This is a genomic window from Cellulomonas aerilata, from assembly GCF_007991755.1.
Lineage (GTDB): Bacteria > Actinomycetota > Actinomycetes > Actinomycetales > Cellulomonadaceae > Pengzhenrongella > Pengzhenrongella aerilata.
The window spans coordinates 1-18,321 of record NZ_BJYY01000013.1 but is presented as its reverse complement, the minus strand read 5'-3'; the positions used below and the strand labels follow the sequence as shown (position 1 = coordinate 18,321).

General features: G+C 74.6%; 12 protein-coding genes. All 12 read left to right on the top strand.

The window, feature by feature from the left end; translation table 11 throughout:
* Positions 1–303 precede the first annotated feature (303 nt).
* The 12 genes from ssuE to dhaM all read left to right on the top strand — a co-directional run bounded on the left by ssuE (position 304) and on the right by dhaM (position 18,092).
* A complete protein-coding gene (ssuE, locus tag CAE01nite_RS08340) occupies positions 304–870 on the top strand; it encodes an NADPH-dependent FMN reductase (RefSeq protein ID WP_146902746.1) in 567 nt (188 codons plus the stop codon).
* A gap of 747 nt (positions 871–1,617) precedes the next feature.
* Positions 1,618–3,279 (top strand): ABC transporter substrate-binding protein, encoded by a 1,662-nt coding sequence (locus tag CAE01nite_RS08335; RefSeq protein ID WP_146902743.1) that lies wholly within the window; start codon positions 1,618–1,620, stop codon positions 3,277–3,279.
* Positions 3,276–4,349: an ABC transporter permease gene (locus CAE01nite_RS08330; protein ID WP_246131090.1), complete on the top strand. Its 1,074-nt coding sequence runs from the start codon at positions 3,276–3,278 to the stop codon at positions 4,347–4,349. The genes CAE01nite_RS08335 and CAE01nite_RS08330 overlap by 4 nt, the downstream gene beginning before the upstream one ends.
* Positions 4,346–5,287 carry an ABC transporter permease gene (locus CAE01nite_RS08325; protein ID WP_146902740.1) on the top strand — a complete coding sequence of 314 codons (942 nt, stop codon included), beginning with the start codon at positions 4,346–4,348 and terminating at the stop codon, positions 5,285–5,287. The genes CAE01nite_RS08330 and CAE01nite_RS08325 overlap by 4 nt, the downstream gene beginning before the upstream one ends.
* The gene (locus CAE01nite_RS08320) at positions 5,284–7,320 is read left to right on the top strand and encodes a dipeptide ABC transporter ATP-binding protein (protein WP_146902738.1); all 2,037 of its coding nucleotides are present in this window, start codon (positions 5,284–5,286) and stop codon (positions 7,318–7,320) included. The genes CAE01nite_RS08325 and CAE01nite_RS08320 overlap by 4 nt, the downstream gene beginning before the upstream one ends.
* On the top strand, positions 7,317–8,726 hold the full coding sequence (locus CAE01nite_RS08315) for an LLM class flavin-dependent oxidoreductase (RefSeq protein ID WP_146902735.1): 1,410 nt from the start codon (positions 7,317–7,319) through the stop codon (positions 8,724–8,726). Before CAE01nite_RS08320 ends, CAE01nite_RS08315 begins: the two co-directional genes overlap by 4 nt.
* Before the next feature lie 47 nt (positions 8,727–8,773).
* Positions 8,774–10,168, top strand: a complete 1,395-nt coding sequence (locus tag CAE01nite_RS08310) for an acyl-CoA dehydrogenase family protein (protein WP_146902732.1) — start codon at positions 8,774–8,776, stop codon at positions 10,166–10,168.
* Positions 10,169–10,467: 299 nt separating this feature from the next.
* The gene (gene ileS / locus CAE01nite_RS08305) at positions 10,468–13,767 is read left to right on the top strand and encodes an isoleucine--tRNA ligase (RefSeq protein ID WP_146902729.1); all 3,300 of its coding nucleotides are present in this window, start codon (positions 10,468–10,470) and stop codon (positions 13,765–13,767) included.
* Positions 13,764–15,140 (top strand): bifunctional folylpolyglutamate synthase/dihydrofolate synthase, encoded by a 1,377-nt coding sequence (locus tag CAE01nite_RS08300; protein WP_146902726.1) that lies wholly within the window; start codon positions 13,764–13,766, stop codon positions 15,138–15,140. Before ileS ends, CAE01nite_RS08300 begins: the two co-directional genes overlap by 4 nt.
* A gap of 152 nt (positions 15,141–15,292) precedes the next feature.
* On the top strand, positions 15,293–16,288 hold the full coding sequence (gene dhaK, locus CAE01nite_RS08295) for a dihydroxyacetone kinase subunit DhaK (protein ID WP_146902723.1): 996 nt from the start codon (positions 15,293–15,295) through the stop codon (positions 16,286–16,288).
* A 160-nt stretch (positions 16,289–16,448) separates the two neighbouring features.
* Positions 16,449–17,093, top strand: a complete 645-nt coding sequence (gene dhaL, locus CAE01nite_RS08290) for a dihydroxyacetone kinase subunit DhaL (RefSeq protein ID WP_146902720.1) — start codon at positions 16,449–16,451, stop codon at positions 17,091–17,093.
* Between the two features lie 3 nt (positions 17,094–17,096).
* Entirely contained in the window at positions 17,097–18,092 is a 996-nt protein-coding gene (gene dhaM, locus CAE01nite_RS08285) for a dihydroxyacetone kinase phosphoryl donor subunit DhaM (RefSeq protein WP_246131089.1), read from the top strand.
* Positions 18,093–18,321 lie beyond the last annotated feature (229 nt).

Genomic DNA, 18,321 nt, shown 5'->3' with positions numbered 1-18,321 from the left:
ACGTCCTGCCCGGCTACGGCTGGGCGGTCGGCGCACGCCCGGGTGCTGACCCGCGAGGTCCCCCGCACCACCGCGTGACCGCACCGCTCGGCGGGCCCGACCTGGGCCCCCGGCCCCGGCGGTCGTGCCACCGACCCCCGCGCCCGCACCGGACGTCGGCCCAGCCGTACCTCCGCGCACCCCTCCCTCCCGTCCGGCCCGTGCCGACTCGCCCTCGGGGCGAGGCCGCGCACCCGGCGACGCCACGTCGCCGGACGGTCGCCGGACCAGTCGCCGAACCCGTCGTCGAACCAAGGACCCCCCATGGCCCAGATCCTCGTCCTCACCGGCAGCCCCTCGCTGCGGTCCCGCACGGCCGCCCTGGCGGAGCACGTCGCCGCCGACCTCGCCGACGACGGCCACCAGGTCGACGTCCTGCACGTGCGGGAGCTGCCGGCGCAGGCCCTGCTGTCCGCCGACACCGCCGACCTGGAGATCGCGGTCGCGGTCCGCCAGGTCATCGCGGCCGACGCGGTGGTCGTCGCCACCCCGATCTACAAGGCGTCCTACTCCGGCCTGCTCAAGGTCTTCCTGGACCTGCTGCCCCAGTCGGTCCTGCAGGGCAAGCTCGTCCTGCCGCTGGCGACCGGGGGCACCGTCGCGCACCTGCTCGCGATCGACTACGGCCTGCGCCCGGTGCTCGTCTCGCTCGGCGCCCGGCACATCGCGACCGGCCGGTTCGTCCTCGACTCCCACATCGACCACCTCTCCGGCGGTCCTGTCCTGGTCGACGAGACCTCGCGCGACTGCATCGCGCGCACCGTGGCGGCCTTCCGCGACTCCCTCGGCCTCGTCCACGACGCCGCCGCTCGCGCCCTCGCCTCCGCCTGACCGGCCCTCCCGCGCCCGCCGGCCCCGCCCGCGCCCGCGCGACCCGACTTCTCGCAGGAGCTCTCATGGCCCTCAGCACGCACGAGGCGGTCGACGCCTCACCGTGGGCGGACGTCGCCCGTCCCACCGCTCCCGCCGACGAGCGACGGGAGGTCGGGGTGTTCGCGCTCCTCGAGGAGGTCCCGGAGCCGATACACGTGACGGCGCCGGGGACGACGTCGTCGGAGCGCACCACGGACGCATTCTCGCGTACCGGGACGCAGGCTCGTGCGGTGTATCGACGCGCTTTCATGACGCATTCTCCGGCGACGTCCGGTATGCGGACGGCGAATGCATCCCGTGGCATTCTGCGCCACGATTCCGACATGGCCCGCACCCGCGCACCCCGCCGCATGCCGTCGCTGCGGACGGTCGGCGGGCGAATGCCCGTGGCGGCGTGCGCCGCCCTCAGCTGTCGCCTCTGACCTGCGCTGACCCACGCTGACCTGCGCTGACGGGTGGGTGGGCCGGCAGGGCCCGCACCCGAGCCGGTACCTGCGAGCCGCGCCGGCCCTGACCGAGCGCTCCCGCGCACGCCGCGCCGCTCGCCGATGAATGCCCCGTGCCGCACCGGCCGCACATTCCTGACGGCCGCGGCGGCGCGGCCCGTCGACCCCTTTTTTCTCGCACCGTCCTCGTTCCCGACGTCGCCGGACCCCTGTCCGCGACGCCCTCACGGCGAACCGCCGTCGACCACCTGGAGAACCGATGTCCGCCCACCGCACCCGCGCGGTCGCCACCCTCGCCGTCGGACTGCTCGCGCTGACCGCGTGCAGCACCGGCGGGTCGTCCGCCGGCGGGACCGACACCCCGTCGGGGGAGCCCACCGCCACCGCCGAGCCCGTCCCCGGCGGGACGTTCCGCATCGGCACCAACGGGCAGGAGCCGACCTGCCTCGACCCGCACGGCAACGCCAGCACGCTCGGCCCGATCCTCACCGTGCCGTTCTCGGACTCCCTGGTCTGGCAGGAGGAGGACGGGACGCTCAGCCCGTGGCTGGCGGAGAGCTGGGACGTGTCCGCCGACGGCCTCGTCTACACGTTCCACCTGCGCGACGACGTCACCTTCACCGACGGCGCCGTGTTCGACGCCGAGGCGCTCAAGATCAACTTCGAGCACATGCTCGACCCCGCCACGAAGAGCCCGCTGTCCGCGTCGTACATCGCGCCGTACGCCTCCTCGCGGGTCGTCGACCCCCTGACGCTGGAGGTGACCCTCTCCTCGCCGTACTCCGCGTTCCTCAACGTCCTGGCGCAGGGCTTCCTCGGGGTGATCTCGCCGAAGCAGATCACCGAGGCGCCCGAGACGATCTGCGAGGCCCCGATCGGGTCCGGGCCGTTCATCCTCACCGCGTGGAACAAGGGGCGCAGCGTCGAGTACACGAAGAACCCGGACTACGCGTGGGGCCCCGGCGGGACGCACGACGGGCCGGCGTACCTCGACGGCCTCGAGGTGGTCTTCGTGACCGAGGACGCCACCCGGTACAACGCGCTGGTGTCGGGCGAGCTCGACGCCATCGAGTTCGTGCCGCCGCAGAACTACGACGCGGTCGCCGCCAACCCGGACCTCACGACCTTCACCGAGTTCCGCCCCGGTCACCCGCTCTCGCTGTGGTTCAACACCTCCCGGGCGCCGTTCGACGACGTCCGGGTCCGGCAGGCGCTGATCGCGGCTGTGGACCGCGAGGCGATCGTGAAGAGCATCTCCTTCGGTCAGTGGGACGCGGCCGAGGGGTACCTGACCCCGTCGACACCGGACTACATCGAGGACGTCGAGGGCGACCTGGGCTACGACCCCGAGCGCGCCGACGAGCTGCTCGACGAGGCCGGCTGGACCGACCGGGACCCCGAGGGGTTCCGCACCAAGGACGGCCGTCGCCTGACCGCGTACCTGCCCACCACGAACGCGGTGCCGCTGCGCATCCAGATCGCGGAGCAGACGCAGGCCGCCGCCAAGGAGGTCGGCATCGACATCCAGATCCAGTACCCCGCCCCGCAGGAGCTCGAGCAGCGCAGCGCCGCCGGCGACTACGACATCAGCTCCGGGCTGTGGTCGACGAACACCGCCGACGTGCTGTGGATCCGGTACTCCTCGGCCAACATCACCACCCCCGAGCGCCGGGGCCTGAACGGCTCCTACCTGCGCGACGACGAGCTCGACACCCTCCTGCAGGACGCCCGGGAGACCACCGACGCCGACGAGCGCCACGACCTCTACCGCCAGGCGCAGGAGCGGCTGGTCGAGCTGGCCCCGGGCATCCCGTTCTACAGCGACCCGCGCCCGGTCGCGCACCACACCGACGTGCACGGGCTGACGTACGCCCACGGGTACCTGTCGCCGTACTTCTACGACGTGTGGGTCGAGCAGTGAGCAGCGCGGCGACCGTCGTGGCACCGGGCGCGACCTTGCCGGGCGCCCCGGGTCTGCCGGGTCTGCCCGACCCGGCGGGCGCCGTGGGCGCCCCGGGCGCGCGGACCGCAGGGGCCACCCCGCGGTCCGCCGTCGGCGCCGTCGCGCGCCGGCTGGGCGTGCGGGTGCTGGGCGCCGTGGGCGTCCTGTGGGGCGCGGCGACCCTGACGTTCCTCGCACTCGTCCTCATCCCCGGGGACATCGCCTACGCGATCGTCGGCGGGCCGGACAGCAACCCGTCCCCGGAGGTCTTGGCGCAGGTCCGGACCGAGTACGGGCTGGACCGACCGGTGTGGCAGCAGTACGGCTCCTACCTGCTGCGGGTCGCGACCGGTGACCTGGGCACCTCGTACCGCTTCCACGCCCCGGTCGGGCAGCTGGTCGCCGAGCAGCTCGGCTCGACGGTCGTGCTGGCGGTCAGCGCCGCCGTCGTCGCCGTCGTCGGCGCGCTGGTCGCCGCCCTGGCCACGGCCGGACGCCGGCCCGCGGTCCGTGGGCCGGTGTCCGGCGTGGAGCTCGTGCTCGCCTCCCTGCCGTCGTTCTGGCTCGGCATCGTCCTGCTGACGGTGTTCTCCTTCACGCTCGGCTGGTTCCCGTCCATCGGCGGTGACGGATGGCGCGGGCTGGTCCTGCCGACGCTCACCCTCGCGCTGCCGATCGGGGCGGTGCTCTCGCAGGTCGCGCGGTCGGCGATCGAGGAGGTGCTCGACGAGCCGTTCGTCGTCACCGCCCGGGCGCGCGGGCTCTCCGACGCCGCCGTCCGGGTCCGGCACGTGCTGCGGCACACCCTGGTGCCCCTGACGACGATGACCGGCTTCGTGGTCGGCGGCCTGTTCGGGGGAGCGGTCATCACCGAGACGCTGTTCAACCGCGCCGGCCTCGGCCGCCTGCTGCTCAGCGCGGTCAACTCCAAGGACATGCCGGTCGTGCTGGGCCTGGTCCTGCTGTCCGCGGCCGTCTACGTGGTCGTCAACCTCGTCGTCGACGCCCTGTACCCGCTCATCGACCCCCGACTGCGGAGCGCCTCATGACCACGTCCCTCGTCGCCGCCCCGGTCGACCTGCCGGCCGGCCCCGGCGCCTCGGTGCCCGCTCCGCCCGGGCTGCCCGGCGGTGCCGTCGCGGCCCCGGTGTCCGGCCGGCCGCTGCGGACGGCCCGGCGGCTGCGCGTCCCGCCGAGCGTCGTGCTCGCGGCGATCGCGCTCGCCGTCATCGTGCTGGCCGCCGCGTTCCCGGACGCGCTGTCCCCGCACGACCCACTGGCCGTCGACCCGACGCACACGCTCGCCCCGCCGAGCGCGACCTACCCGCTGGGCACCGACGAGAACGGCCGCGACGTGCTCAGCCGCATCATCCACGGCACCCGCAACTCGCTCCTGCTCGGCTTCGGCGCGATCGCGATCGGGCTGGTCGCCGGCACCGTGCTCGGGCTGCTCGCCGGCCTCGGCGCGCGGTGGGTCGACGCCGCTCTCATGCGCACGATGGACGTCGGCCTGGCCTTCCCCGAGCTGCTGCTCGCGCTCGTGGTCATCGCGGTCGCCGGCGGCGGGACGCGCAACGCGCTGCTCGCCATCGGCATCGCCAGCACGCCGAGCTACGCGCGCCTGGTCCGCGCCCAGACGCTCGGGGTCCGGCGGGCCGGCTACGTGGAGGCTGCGCGTGCCACCGGGCTCTCGGAGTCCGCCGTCGTCCTGCGCCACGTGCTGCCCAACGCCGTCAAGCCCGTCCTCGTGCTGGCCACCATCGGCGTCGGGACTGCGACCGTCGCCGGTGCCGCCCTGAGCTTCCTGGGGCTGGGGACGACGCCGCCGACACCGGAGTGGGGCTCGATGCTCTCCACCGCGCGCAACTTCGTCGAGCTGTCCTGGTGGTACGGGCTGTTCCCGGGCCTGGCCATCACCGTCCTCGTGCTCAGCACCTCCGTGCTGGGCCGCCACCTGCAGCGCCGAGCCGAGGGAGGCCTCCGATGAGCGCACCCACCACCACGCCCGCGCCCACCACGCCCGCGCCCACCACCGGGGTGACCGCGACCACCACCGGGGTGACCGCGACCACCTGGCCGTCGGCGTCCGGTGCGCCGGCCACGGCCGGGTCGGTGGTCGGGCCGGCGGTCATGCCCTCGGCGCAGCCCCTGCCCGACCGCCCGGCCGCGGGGCGCGCACCCGTGCCCGCGGTCACCGTCGAGGACCTGCACATCGCCTTCGGGCGCGGCGCCGCCCGGCGCGAGGTCGTGCACGGGGTGTCCTTCACCGTCGCACGCGGCGAGTGCCTCGCGCTGGTGGGGGAGTCCGGGTCCGGCAAGAGCGTCACCGCCCGCAGCCTCGTGGGGCTGACCGGCGCCGGCGCTCAGGTCCGTGCCGCGTCCCTCGCGCTCGGCGGCACGGACCTGCTGCGGTTCGGCGAGCGCGACTGGCGCCGGCTGCGGGGCGGCGACGTCGGCCTCGTGCTGCAGGACGCGCTGGTGTCCCTGGACCCGGTGCGCGCCGTCGGCCGGGAGATCGACGAGGCCCTGCGGCTGCACACCCGGCTGACCCGCGCCGAGCGGGCCGAGCGCGTGGTCGAGCTGCTGGACCACGTCGGCGTGCCAGACCCCGACGTCCGGGCCCGGCAGCTGCCGCACGAGCTGTCCGGCGGGCTGCGCCAGCGCGCGCTGATCGCCGGTGCGCTCGCGGGCGAGCCCGACCTGCTCATCGCAGACGAGCCGACGACGGCGCTCGACGTGACCGTCCAGGCGCAGGTCCTCGACCTGCTCGCCCGGCTCCGCGACGAGGGCCGCACGCTGCTGGTGATCAGCCACGACCTGGCCGTGGTGTCCCGGCTCGCGGACCGCGTGGCCGTCATGCAGGACGGCCGGATCGTGGAGACCGGTCCGACCGCGTCGGTGCTCACGGACCCGCAGCACCCCTACACGCGCCGGCTGCTGGCCGCGGTGCCCGCCGAGCACGCCAAGGGCACCCGCCTCTCCGTGCCCGTCGCGGTCCCGCCCGACGCGCCGGCGGCCGAACTGGCCGACGCACCGAAGGACGCGGCGACGGACGCGCCGACGGGCGTCCCGACGGACCCACCGGCCGGGCGGCCGGCCGAGGCCGTGGCCGCGCGGGTCCCGTCCCCCGACCGTCATCCCGTCGGCGAGGTCGTCGCCCGCCTCGACGGGGTGGCGCGCTCCTTCGCCGGTCCCGACGGGCAGCCGCGCGTCGCCGTCCGCGAGGTGTCGTTCACCCTCCGCGCCGGCGAGACCCTCGGGATCGTCGGGGAGTCCGGGTCCGGCAAGACCACCACCGCCCGGATCCTGCTCGGGCTGACCGAGCCGACGGCCGGGACGGTGGAGGTCCACGGCCGCTCGTGGTCCGGGCTGACCGCCCGCGAGCGGCGTGCCCTGCGGCGGGACGTGCAGGTGGTCCACCAGGACCCGCTGAGCTCGTTCGACCCGCGGCACGCGGTCGGCCGCATCCTGGGCGACGCCCTGGGCGTGGCCGGGGTGCCGCGCTCGCGCCGCCGTGACCGTGCGGTCCAGCTGCTCGAGCAGGTGGGGCTGACCGCCGAGCACCTGGACCGCCGTCCCCGGCAGATGTCCGGTGGCCAGCGCCAGCGCGTCGCGATCGCCCGGGCCCTGGCCCCCGCACCGCGCCTGATCGTGTGCGACGAGCCGGTGTCCGCGCTCGACGTCTCGGTCCAGGCGCAGGTCCTGGACCTGCTGGCCGACGTCCAGGCCGAGACGGGCGTCGCGTACCTGTTCATCTCCCACGACCTCGGCGTGATCCACCACGTCAGCGATCGCGTCCTGGTGCTCTCCGGTGGGGAGGTGGTCGAGCACGGTGACGTGCGCGACGTCTTCTCGGCGCCGCAGCACCCGTACACCCAGCGCCTGATCGCCGCGGTGCCCCGCATCGCGACGCCCGCGACGACGTCGTCCGCCACCCCACCGGCGCCGCAGCCGCAGCCGCAGCCTCGTCCGGCACAGCACCCGACTGACCCGCACCTCAGCGACAGGACCGCCTCATGACCCGCCCGATCTCCTTCAACCTCTTCGAGATGAACACGGTGGGCCACATCTCCCACGGCCTGTGGGTGCACCCGGAGAACACCCGGCACCGGTTCAACGACCTGGAGTTCTGGACGGAGCACGCCCGGCTGCTCGAGGAGGGCCTGTTCGACGCCGTCTTCCTCGCCGACGTCGTCGGCACCTACGACGGCTACCGCGGCGGGCCGGAGACCGCCCTGCGCGAGGCCGTGCAGATCCCGAACAACGACCCGCTCCTGGTCATCCCGGCGATGGCCGCGGTGACGCAGCACCTCGGGTTCGCCGCGACGTTCTCCACCACCTACGAGCCGCCGTTCGCCTTCGCCCGCCGGGCGAGCACCCTCGACCACCTCACCAAGGGCCGGTTCGGGTGGAACATCGTCACCTCCTACCTGCCGAACGCCGCCCGCAACTTCGGCCTCACGCAGGAGGTGGAGCACGAGCTGCGGTACGTGATCGCCGAGGAGTACCTCGACGTCCTCTACAAGCTCTGGGAGGGCTCGTGGGACGACGACGCCGTCGTGCGCGACGTCGCGGGGCGGGTCTACACCGATCCGTCGCGGGTCCGGGCGATCGACCACGTCGGCGAGCACTTCACGGTCGCCGGTCCGCACCTGAGCGAGCCGTCCGTCCAGCGCACCCCGGTGCTGTTCCAGGCCGGGGGGTCCCCGACCGGCAAGGCGTTCGCGGGCCGGCACGCCGAAGCCGTGTTCGTCGGCGGCCGCGGGCCCGCCGACTACCGCACCACCATCGCCGACCTGCGCCGGATCGCGGTGGAGAACGGCCGCGACGCGGGCGACATCAAGGCCTTCGCCGGCGCCGTCGTCATCGTCGGCAAGGACCGCGAGGCGGCCGAGCGCAAGGCGGAGGAGTACCGGCTGCTGTCCCGGGCCGAGGGCTACCTCGCGCACGCCGGCGGCGGTGGCGTGGACCTGGCGGCCTACCCGCCCGAGACGGTGATCGACGACATCGTCGCCGGGCTCGGCGGGCCCGAGCAGGTGCCGAGCAACCGCCGGTACGCGCCCGGCACGACCGTCGGGGAGGCGCTGGCCGCCGTGACGCGCTTCGACAAGGGGTTCTTCGCCGTGGGGACGCCCTCGGAGGTGGTCGACACCATCGAGGGGTGGGTCCGGGACACGGACCTGGACGGCTTCAACCTGCGCCAGTTCCTCACGCCCGGCACCGCCGAGGACTTCATCGAGCTCGTCGTCCCCGAGCTGCAGCGCCGCGGGCTCTACCGCACGCGGTACGCCGAGAGCACCCTGCGCGAGCGGCTCTTCGGGCCGGGCCGGACGCGGCTGCCGGACTCCCACCCGGGCGCCCGGTACCGCGGCGGGGCGAACCTCCGCGGCGAGGACGCCCGGCCGCCCGAGCTCGCCGCCGTCTGATCCGGCGCACGCCCCCACCCCCACGACGCCCGACCCTGGAGACCCGCATGAGCACCGACACCGTCCGCGACGCCGGCCCCGGCGCTGCCCCCACCGCCGCCCGGTTCGACCCGGTCGTCGACGCGTTCGCCGTCGCCCCGGCCGTCGCCGCCCCGGCCCCCGCCGTCACGGCTCCCGCCGCACCCGCCGGCAGCCCGGTCGAGCCCGTCCCGGCGGTCCTCAGCGGCGCCGTCGAGGACCCGCCCGCGTACGACGAGCTCGCCGCGGACTTCCGTCCCCTGTTCGCGCGGATCGCCGAGGGCGCCCTCGAGCGCGAGGAGCGTCGCGAGCTGCCGTACGAGGCGGTGACCTGGCTGGCGGAGGCGGGCTTCGGGGCGCTGCGGGTGTCCCGGGCCGCCGGCGGCCGGGGGGCGAGCCTCACCCAGCTGTTCCGGCTCCTCATCGAGCTCGCGGAGGCCGACCCCAACGTGGCGCACCTGCTGCGGGGGCACTTCGCGTACCTGGAGCACGCGCTGACCGACAAGGACCCGGCGACCCGCACCTTCTGGGCCCGCGAGGCGGTCGCCGGCCGGCTCATCGGGAACGCGAGCAGCGAGCAGGGCAACGGCGGCCTGTGGGACACCCGCACCCGGGTCGCGCCGGACGAGGACGGCACGTGGCGCCTGGACGGCACGAAGTACTACAGCACCGGCAGCATCTTCGCGGACTGGATCTCGGTCGGCGCCGTCGCCCCGGACGGTGAGCGGGTGACCGTCGCCGCCCGCGCGGACGCTCCCGGCGTCGAGCGGGTGGACGACTGGGACGGGTTCGGTCAGCGGCTCACCGGCAGCGGGACGACGGTCTTCACCGGGGTCGAGGTCGACCCCCGCGGGATCGTCCCGTACGCCGCGCGGCGCCCGACCATCCTCGGCGCGTACTTCCAGCTGCACCTGCTCGCGACGCTGGCCGGGATCGGCCGGGCCGTGGTGACCGACGCGGTGGAGTTCGTCCGGCCGCGCACCCGGACCTTCGGCAGCGCCACCACGCCGCTGCCGCGCGAGGACCCGCTCGTCCAGGCCGTCGTCGGGCGGCTGTCGGCGGCCTCCTACGCGGCCGACGCCACCGTGCTCGCCGCCGCCGAGGCCCTCGACGCCCTGACCCGGGCCGCGGCCCGTGGCACCGCCACCCAGGAGGACCACGACACCGCCGACGTCGGCGCCTACCGCGCCCAGCTCGTCGTCATCGACCTCGTGCTGCGCAGTGCCACCGAGCTGTTCGAGGTCGGCGGTGCGTCCGCGACGTCGACCACGCGCCGGCTGGACCGGCACTGGCGCAACGCCCGCACGATCGCGTCGCACAACCCGGTGATCGCCAAGGAGCGGCTCATCGGCGACCACGTCCTCAACGGCACCTCGCCGAGCGCGGGCTTCGTCACCACCGTGGCGCAGGGCCGTCCGGCATGACCGGGTAGCATCGGGCGCAGAGGCGCCGACCCGGCCATCACCGGCGAGCCTCCGGAAGAACGGGACCCGTCGCCGCCGGTGGCGGTCCTCAGTAGAACCGGACGGGTGGGCCCGTGACAGCCCGGGCAAGAGCGGTCGTCGACCGTGACCCTCGGGTCGCGTGCGGCGGCAAGCGAGGTGGTACCGCGGCGGGCCCTGCGAAGCCCCGTCGTCCTCGCACCGTGCGGACCACGCCCCGTCGCCGAGGCGGGCGTGGAGCTGATGACACTGTGCACGACGACGACCGAAGGACACCGGCCATGGCGTACCCCCTGCACCGTCCGAGCGAGCCCACCGGCGACCGCGCCAGCGGCGGCCGGCCGGCGGTGCCCGCGTCCCCGGACCTGCCCGCCCTGGAGAAGGACGTGCTGGCGTACTGGGCCGCCGACGGGACGTTCCGCGCCTCGATCGACAACCGCGACGCCGGCCCGGACGGTGGGAACGAGTTCGTCTTCTACGACGGGCCGCCGTTCGCCAACGGTCTGCCGCACTACGGGCACCTGCTGACCGGCTACGCCAAGGACGTCGTCGGGCGCTACCAGACCCAGCGTGGCCACCGCGTCGAGCGCCGGTTCGGCTGGGACACCCACGGCCTGCCCGCCGAGCTGGAGGCCGAGCGCCAGCTCGGCATCAGCCAGAAGTCCGAGATCGAGACGATGGGCATCGCGGCGTTCAACGACGCGTGCCGCGCCTCGGTCCTGAGGTACACCGACGAGTGGCAGGACTACGTCACCCGCCAGGCGCGCTGGGTCGACTTCGACAACGACTACAAGACGCTCGACCTGACCTACATGGAGTCGGTCATCTGGGCATTCAAGCAGCTCCACGACAAGGGCCTGGCCTACGAGGGCTACCGCGTCCTGCCGTACTGCTGGCGCGACGAGACGCCGCTGTCCAACCACGAGCTGCGCATGGACGACGACGTCTACCAGTCGCGCCAGGACCCGGCGCTGACCGTGGGCGTGCGGCTGGAGACGGGCGAGCTCGCCCTCGTCTGGACGACGACGCCGTGGACGCTGCCGTCCAACCTCGCCGTCGCCGTCGGGCCGGACATCCCCTACGTCGTGGTGGCGCCGGGCGCGTCGAGCGCGCTCGCGGGGGACCGCGTGCTGCTCGCCGAGTCGCGGCTCGCGTCGTACGCCCGCGAGCTCGGCGAGGACGCGACCGTCCTGGAGACCCTGCCGGGCTCCGCGCTCGTGGGCCGGGCCTACACCCCGCCGTTCCCCTACTTCGTGGACCCCGACCACAACCCCGCCGCCCACCACGTGCTCGCCGGCGACTTCGTCACCACCGAGGACGGCACGGGGCTCGTGCACCTCGCGCCCGCGTTCGGCGAGGACGACATGCTCGTGTGCGACGCCGCCGGGATCCGGCCGGTCGTGCCGGTCGACGCCCGTGGCCGGTTCACCGCCGAGGTGCCGGACTACGCCGGCCTGCAGGTGTTCGACGCCAACCCCAAGGTCATCGCCGACCTCAAGGCCGGCACGGGCCCGCTCGCGGCCACGCCCGTGGACGCGCGCGCCGTCGTCGTCCGGCACGAGACGTACCAGCACTCCTACCCGCACTGCTGGCGCTGCCGGAACCCGCTCATCTACAAGGCCGTGTCCAGCTGGTTCGTGCGCGTCACCCAGTTCCGCGACCGCATGGTCGAGCTCAACGAGCAGATCACCTGGGTGCCCGAGCACATCAAGGACGGTCAGTTCGGCAAGTGGCTCGCCGGCGCCCGGGACTGGTCGATCTCCCGCAACCGGTACTGGGGCACGCCCATCCCGGTGTGGGTGAGCGACGACCCGGCGTACCCGCGCACGGACGTCTACGGGTCGCTGGCCGACCTCGAGCGCGACTTCGGCCGCCCCGTCACCGACCTGCACCGGCCCTTCATCGACGAGCTGACCCGTCCCAACCCGGACGACCCCACCGGCCGCTCCACGATGCGCCGCATCCCGGACGTGCTGGACGTGTGGTTCGACTCCGGGTCGATGCCGTTCGCCCAGGTCCACTACCCGTTCGAGAACACCGGGTGGTTCGAGAACCACTACCCGGGCGACTTCATCACCGAGTACATCGGGCAGACCCGCGGCTGGTTCTACACGCTGCACGTGCTCGCCACGGCGCTGTTCGACCGTCCGGCGTTCCGCACCTCGGTCTCGCACGGCATCGTCCTGGGCTCGGACGGCCGCAAGATGAGCAAGTCCCTGCGCAACTACCCGGACGTGTCCGAGGTGTTCGACCGCGACGGCTCCGACGCGATGCGCTGGTTCCTCATGGCCTCGCCGATCCTGCGCGGCGGCAACCTCGTGGTCACCGAGGAGGGCATCCGGGAGAACGTCCGGCAGGTGATGCTGCCGCTGTGGAGCACCTGGTACTTCTTCGCGCTCTACGCCGGCGCGGCCCACGGCGGCGCGGGGCTGACCGCCCAGCGCGTGACCGCCGAGGAGGTCGCCGGGCTCGGCACCATGGACCGGTACCTGCTCGCCCGCACCCGCGACCTGGTCGCCGAGGTGACCGCGGACCTGGACGCGTTCGACGTCCCGGCCGCGTGCGAGGCCGTCCGCGAGCACCTGGACGTGCTGACCAACTGGTACGTGCGCACGTCCCGGCAGCGCTTCTGGGACGAGGACCAGCAGGCGTTCGACACCCTGTGGACGGCGCTCGAGGTCCTGACCCGGGTGATGGCGCCGCTGGCGCCGCTGCTGTCCGAGGAGGTCTGGCGCGGCCTGACCGGCGGACGGAGCGTGCACCTGACCGACTGGCCCACGCCGGACGAGCTGCCCCTCGTCGACGCGGCCGCCGACGGCGCCCGCGGTGACGCGCTCGGCGACGCCGACCTGGTGCGGGTCATGGACCAGGTCCGGGAGGTGTGCTCGGTGACCCTCGGCCTGCGCAAGGCCAACGGCCTGCGCGTCCGCCAGCCGCTGCGCGAGCTGCGGGTCGCCGTGCCCGACGCCGCCCGGACGGCCGCCTTCGCCGACCTGGTCGCCGCCGAGGTCAACGTCAGGTCGGTCCAGGTGCTCGGCATCGACGACGCCGCCGCGGCGGGCCTGGGCGTCCAGACCCGGCTCGCGGTCAACGCCCGCGCCGCCGGCCCGCGCCTGGGCCGGCAGGTCCAGTCCGTCATCAAGGCGGCGAAGGCCGGGGACTGGGAGTCCGAGGACGGGGTCGTGGTGGTCCGGACGCCGGACGGTCCGGTGCCGCTGGAGGCCGTCGAGTACGAGCTGAGCACCGTCGTGTCCGCCGGGGACGGCGGCGAGCAGCTCGCTGCCGCGGTGCTGCCCGGGGGTGGCGTCGTCGTCCTGGCGACCGCGCTCGACGACGAGCTGATCGCCGAGGGCCGCGCCCGCGACGTCGTCCGCGCCGTCCAGGACGCCCGCAAGGCGGCCGGCCTGGACGTCAGCGACCGCGTCCGGCTGACCCTCGGGGTGCCGTCCGACTGGCGCGAGGCGGTCGAGGCCCACCGCGGGCTGATCACCGAGGAGACGCTGGCGACCTCGCTCGAGGTGCACGACGCCGACGGCGACACCGTCGCGGTGACGGTCGAGAAGGACGGGGCGCGGGCATGAGCGGAGGAGCCGACCACCGGCGCCGGCACGAGCGGACCGAGGCGGAGACCGCGGCCGGGGAGGTGTACGCCGGGATCCTCGCGCGCATGCCCGAGCACCAGTTCGAGCCCACGCTGGACCGGGTCCGCGCGGTGTGCGAGCTGCTGGGGGACCCCCAGCGGTCGTTCCGGACGATCCACCTGACCGGGACGAACGGCAAGACCTCGACGTCGCGCATGGTCGAGCGGCTGGTGCGCGAGCACGGGCTGCGCACGGGCCGGTTCACCAGCCCGCACCTGACCGACGTGCGCGAGCGCATCGCGATCGACGGCGAGCCGATCAGCGCGGAGCGCTTCGTCGAGGTGTGGCAGGACGTCGCCCCGTACGTGCACATGGTCGACACCCGGTCGCTCGCGGAGGGCGGGCCGCGGATGAGCTTCTTCGAGGTGCTCACCGTGATGGCCTTCGCCGCGTTCGCCGACACCCCGATCGACGTCGCGATCGTCGAGGTGGGGATGGGCGGCTCGTGGGACGCCACCAACGTCGTCGACGGCGAGGTCGCGGTGATCACCCCGATCGCCTACGACCACCAGCGCTGGCTGGGCCACGAGCTGACGTCCATCGCGGACGAGAAGTCCGGGATCATCAAGGACGGCTCCACCGTCGTGGTCGCCGACCAGACCGACGACGTGGAGGGCGTCCTGCTGGCTGCGGCTGCGGAGCACGGCTCGCGCGTCATCCGGCAGGGCATCGACGTCGACGTCACCGAGCGCCAGGTGGCCGTGGGCGGGCAGCTGCTCTCGCTGCGCGGGCTGGGTGGGGTCTACACCCAGGTGTTCGTCCCGCTCCACGGCCGGCACCAGGCGCAGAACGCCCTGCTCGCGCTCGTGGCCGCCGAGGCGCTGCTCAGCGGCGGTGCCGCGCTGGACGGCGACCTCGTCGGAGCGGCGTTCGCGGACGTGTCCTCGCCCGGGCGGCTCGAGCTCGTGCGCACCAGCCCGACGGTCCTCGTCGACGCCGCGCACAACCCCGCCGGCATCGCCGCGCTCGTGGAGGCGGTGGAGGAGTCGTTCGAGTTCACGCGGCTGATCGGCGTGGTCGGCGTGCTCGACGACAAGGACGCCGAGAGCGTGCTGTCCGGCCTGGAGCCGCTGCTCGCCGAGATCGTGGTGACCCGCTCGTCGTCGGCCCGGGCGGTGGATCCCGACGACCTGGGCGAGATCGCCGTGGACATCTTCGGCGAGGACCGCGTGCACGTCGTCGACCGGCTCGACGCGGCGATCGACGTCGCCGTCCAACGCGCCGAGAGCGAGGCGGAGCTCGGCTCGGGGGTGCTGGTGACCGGGTCCGTGACGGTGGTCGCCGACGCGCGCGTCCTGCTCGGCAGAGGCTGACGCACCTCTCCCGAGGGACTTCCTTGACGACGCCGTGACCCGTGGCGATGCTGGCGCGCGGGGGTGAGGACGCCCGAGTCCTCGTAGCCGTCCCGGTCCCGGCCGTGGTGCTCGTCGAGGAGCGCCACGGCCGCCCAGCGAAGGGGAGCAGCGTGAAGAAGCTGATCAACGACCCGTCCCGCGTCGTCGAGGAGTCCGTGGAGGGGTTCGGCCTGGCGCACGCCGAGCTGGTGACGGTCCACCGTGACCCCTGGTACGTGGTCCGCGCCGACGCGCCCGTGCAGGGCAAGGTGGGGCTGGTCAGCGGCGGGGGAAGCGGGCACGAGCCGCTGCACGCCGGCTTCGTCGGCCGCGGCATGCTCACCGCGGCCGTGCCGGGCGCCATGTTCACCTCGCCCACGCCGGACGCGATCGCCCCGGCCACCCTCGCCGCGAACGGCGGGCGCGGCGTCCTGCACATCGTGAAGAACTACACCGGCGACGTCCTCAACTTCGAGACGGCGGCCGAGCTCGCCGAGGCCGACGACGTCCAGGTCCGGGCGGTGATCGTCAACGACGACGTCGCGGTCGAGGACTCGCTCTACACCGCCGGACGGCGCGGCGTGGCCGGGACGGTCGCCGTGGAGAAGATCGCCGGGGCGGCCGCCGAGCGCGGCGACGACCTGGACGGCGTGACCGCGATCGCCGAGCGGGTGATCGCCAACGTCCGGTCGATGGGCGTCGCCCTGCGCGCCGGGATCGTGCCGCACGCCGGGGTGCCCGGCTTCGACCTCACGGAGGAGGAGATCGAGATCGGCATCGGCATCCACGGCGAGCCGGGGCGCCGCCGGGTGCCGATGGCGCCGGCGGACGCGATCACCGAGCAGCTGACGAACCCGGTGCTGGACGACCTGGGGATCTCCGGCGGCGAGCAGGTCCTGCTCTTCGTCAACGGCATGGGCGGGACGCCGGCGTCGGAGCTCTACGTCGTCTACCGGCGGGCGCGTCAGCTGCTCGAGGAGCGCGGGGCCACCGTGGCGCGCTCCCTGGTCGGCAACTACGTGACCTCGCTGGAGATGCAGGGCGCCTCGGTCACCGTGCTGCGCCTGGACGACGAGCTCACCCAGCTGTGGGACGCCCCGGTGCACACCGCCGCGCTGCGGTGGTGAGCCGTCCGCTGCGTCATCCCCGCCCTGCGGACGGGTGCCCGTCGGTCACGGTTCGGTCGCGGCGCGCTGCGACCGGGCCGTGGCCGACGCACCCGTGGCAGGCTGCGGGACGGGTGGTGCCGGCCGGGAGCGGCTCGGCACAGGTCGACGAGGGAGACTGATGACACTCGACGTGGGATGGGCGCTTCGATGGGTGCGCGGCTCGGCCGAGGTGGTCGCTGAGCACCGGGCCGAGCTGATCGAGCTCGACCGGCAGATCGGCGACGGCGACCACGGCGAGAACATGCACCGCGGGTTCACCGCGACGGTCGCGCGGCTCGACGCGCTCGAGGAGCCGCCCGCCCAGGTGGGGGACGTGCTCAAGCTGCTCGCCACCACGCTGATGTCGACCGTCGGAGGGGCCGCAGGCCCGCTGTACGGGACCGCGTACCTGCGGGCCGCCAAGGTCACGGGCCTGACCGAGCTGGACTCGGCTGCCGTGGTGGCGATGCTCGAGGCCGCTCTCGAGGGGATCGTCGCCCGCGGCAAGGCGGCCCCGGGGGAGAAGACCATGGTCGACGCCTGGACGCCCGCGGTCGCCGCGGCCGTCGCCGCCGCCGACCGGGGTGAGCCGCCCGCCGCCGTCCTGGCCGCCGCCGCGGAGGCCGCCGCCGACGGGGTCGAGGCGACCATCCCGCTGATCGCCACCAAGGGTCGGGCCAGCTACCTGGGGGAGCGCAGTGCCGGCCACGCCGACCCGGGGGCGACCTCGACCGCCCTGCTCATCCGCGCCGCGGCCGACGCCGCCGCCCGAGCCACGGTCTGACCCGTGGCCGCCCCGGTCGTCGCGCTGGTGCTGGTGTCCCACTCGAGCCCGCTCGCGCAGGGCCTGGCGGACGTGGCCGCCCAGATGGCGCCGGACGTGCTGATCCTGCCGGCCGGCGGGACGGGTGACGGGCGGATCGGCACCGGGTTCGACCTCGTCGAGGAGGCGCTGGGTCGCGCCCTGGAGGACGGCCGTTCCGCGGTGGTGCTGACCGACCTGGGGTCGGCGGCACTCACCGCCGAGAGCGTGCTGGAGATGGCGGAGGCCGACGTCGCCGCACGCGTGCGCGTGGTCGACGCCCCGTTCGTGGAGGGGGCGGTCGAGGCCGCGGTCGTGGCGCAGACCGGGGCGGACCTGCCGACCGTGGCCCGGGCGGCCGAGGACGCGGCCACGACGTTCGGGCGGTCGGCGAGCTCGCTCGCTGCCGTGGCCGACGCAGGTTCGCAGGTGGTCGGCGGCTCGGGTGGGGCTCCCGGACCTGTGGGCGAGGGGGAAACCTCCGGTGCGGCCGTGGCTACCTCGGCCGGTGACGCCGGGACGGTGGTGGACCGTGGCGCGGCGAGTGGCGCGGCGACCGGCGGCACCGGGGTCGGTCCCGAGCCGGGTGCCGGAGGTGCCGCCGCGCGTGGCGGCTCCCCGTCGTCGACAGGGGGCGCGGGCGCCGAGCCCCGTGCCGGCCGTGCGGCCGGCAGCGCACCGGCCGCGGCGCAGCACACGTCGGACGGGCGACCTGCCGGAACTCCCAGCGCCCGGGGGACGGCGGTCCTGCGCAACCGCCTCGGTCTGCACGCCCGTCCGGCCGCGCAGCTCGCCCGGACCGTCGGCGCGTTCGACGCCCTGGTCACCGTCAACGGGGTGGACGCCCGCAGCGTGCTCGCGCTGGTGGGGCTCGGCGCCGTCGGGGGCCACGAGGTCGTCGTGGCAGCGACCGGCCCGCAGGCCCGGACCGCGGTGACCGCCGTCATCGACGAGCTCGAGAACGGCTTCGGCGAGGCGTAGCGCTCGCTCGCTCGTGCGGTGGGCCGGTGACGGGCGGCTCCACCATGCGGCCCGTGCGAGGTCACGGCTTCATGTCCGACGAGCGCGCCGGCTGGATCGGGTGGCCGGTGTCCCGCTCGAGCCTCCGGAGTGACCGCTCGAGCGCTCCTGCTCCCGCCTGTGCGCCCCGTTCCTCGGCGCTGCGTCCTGTGCGCGGCCTCGCTCCGTGCGTGGTGTCCGGGACGCGCCC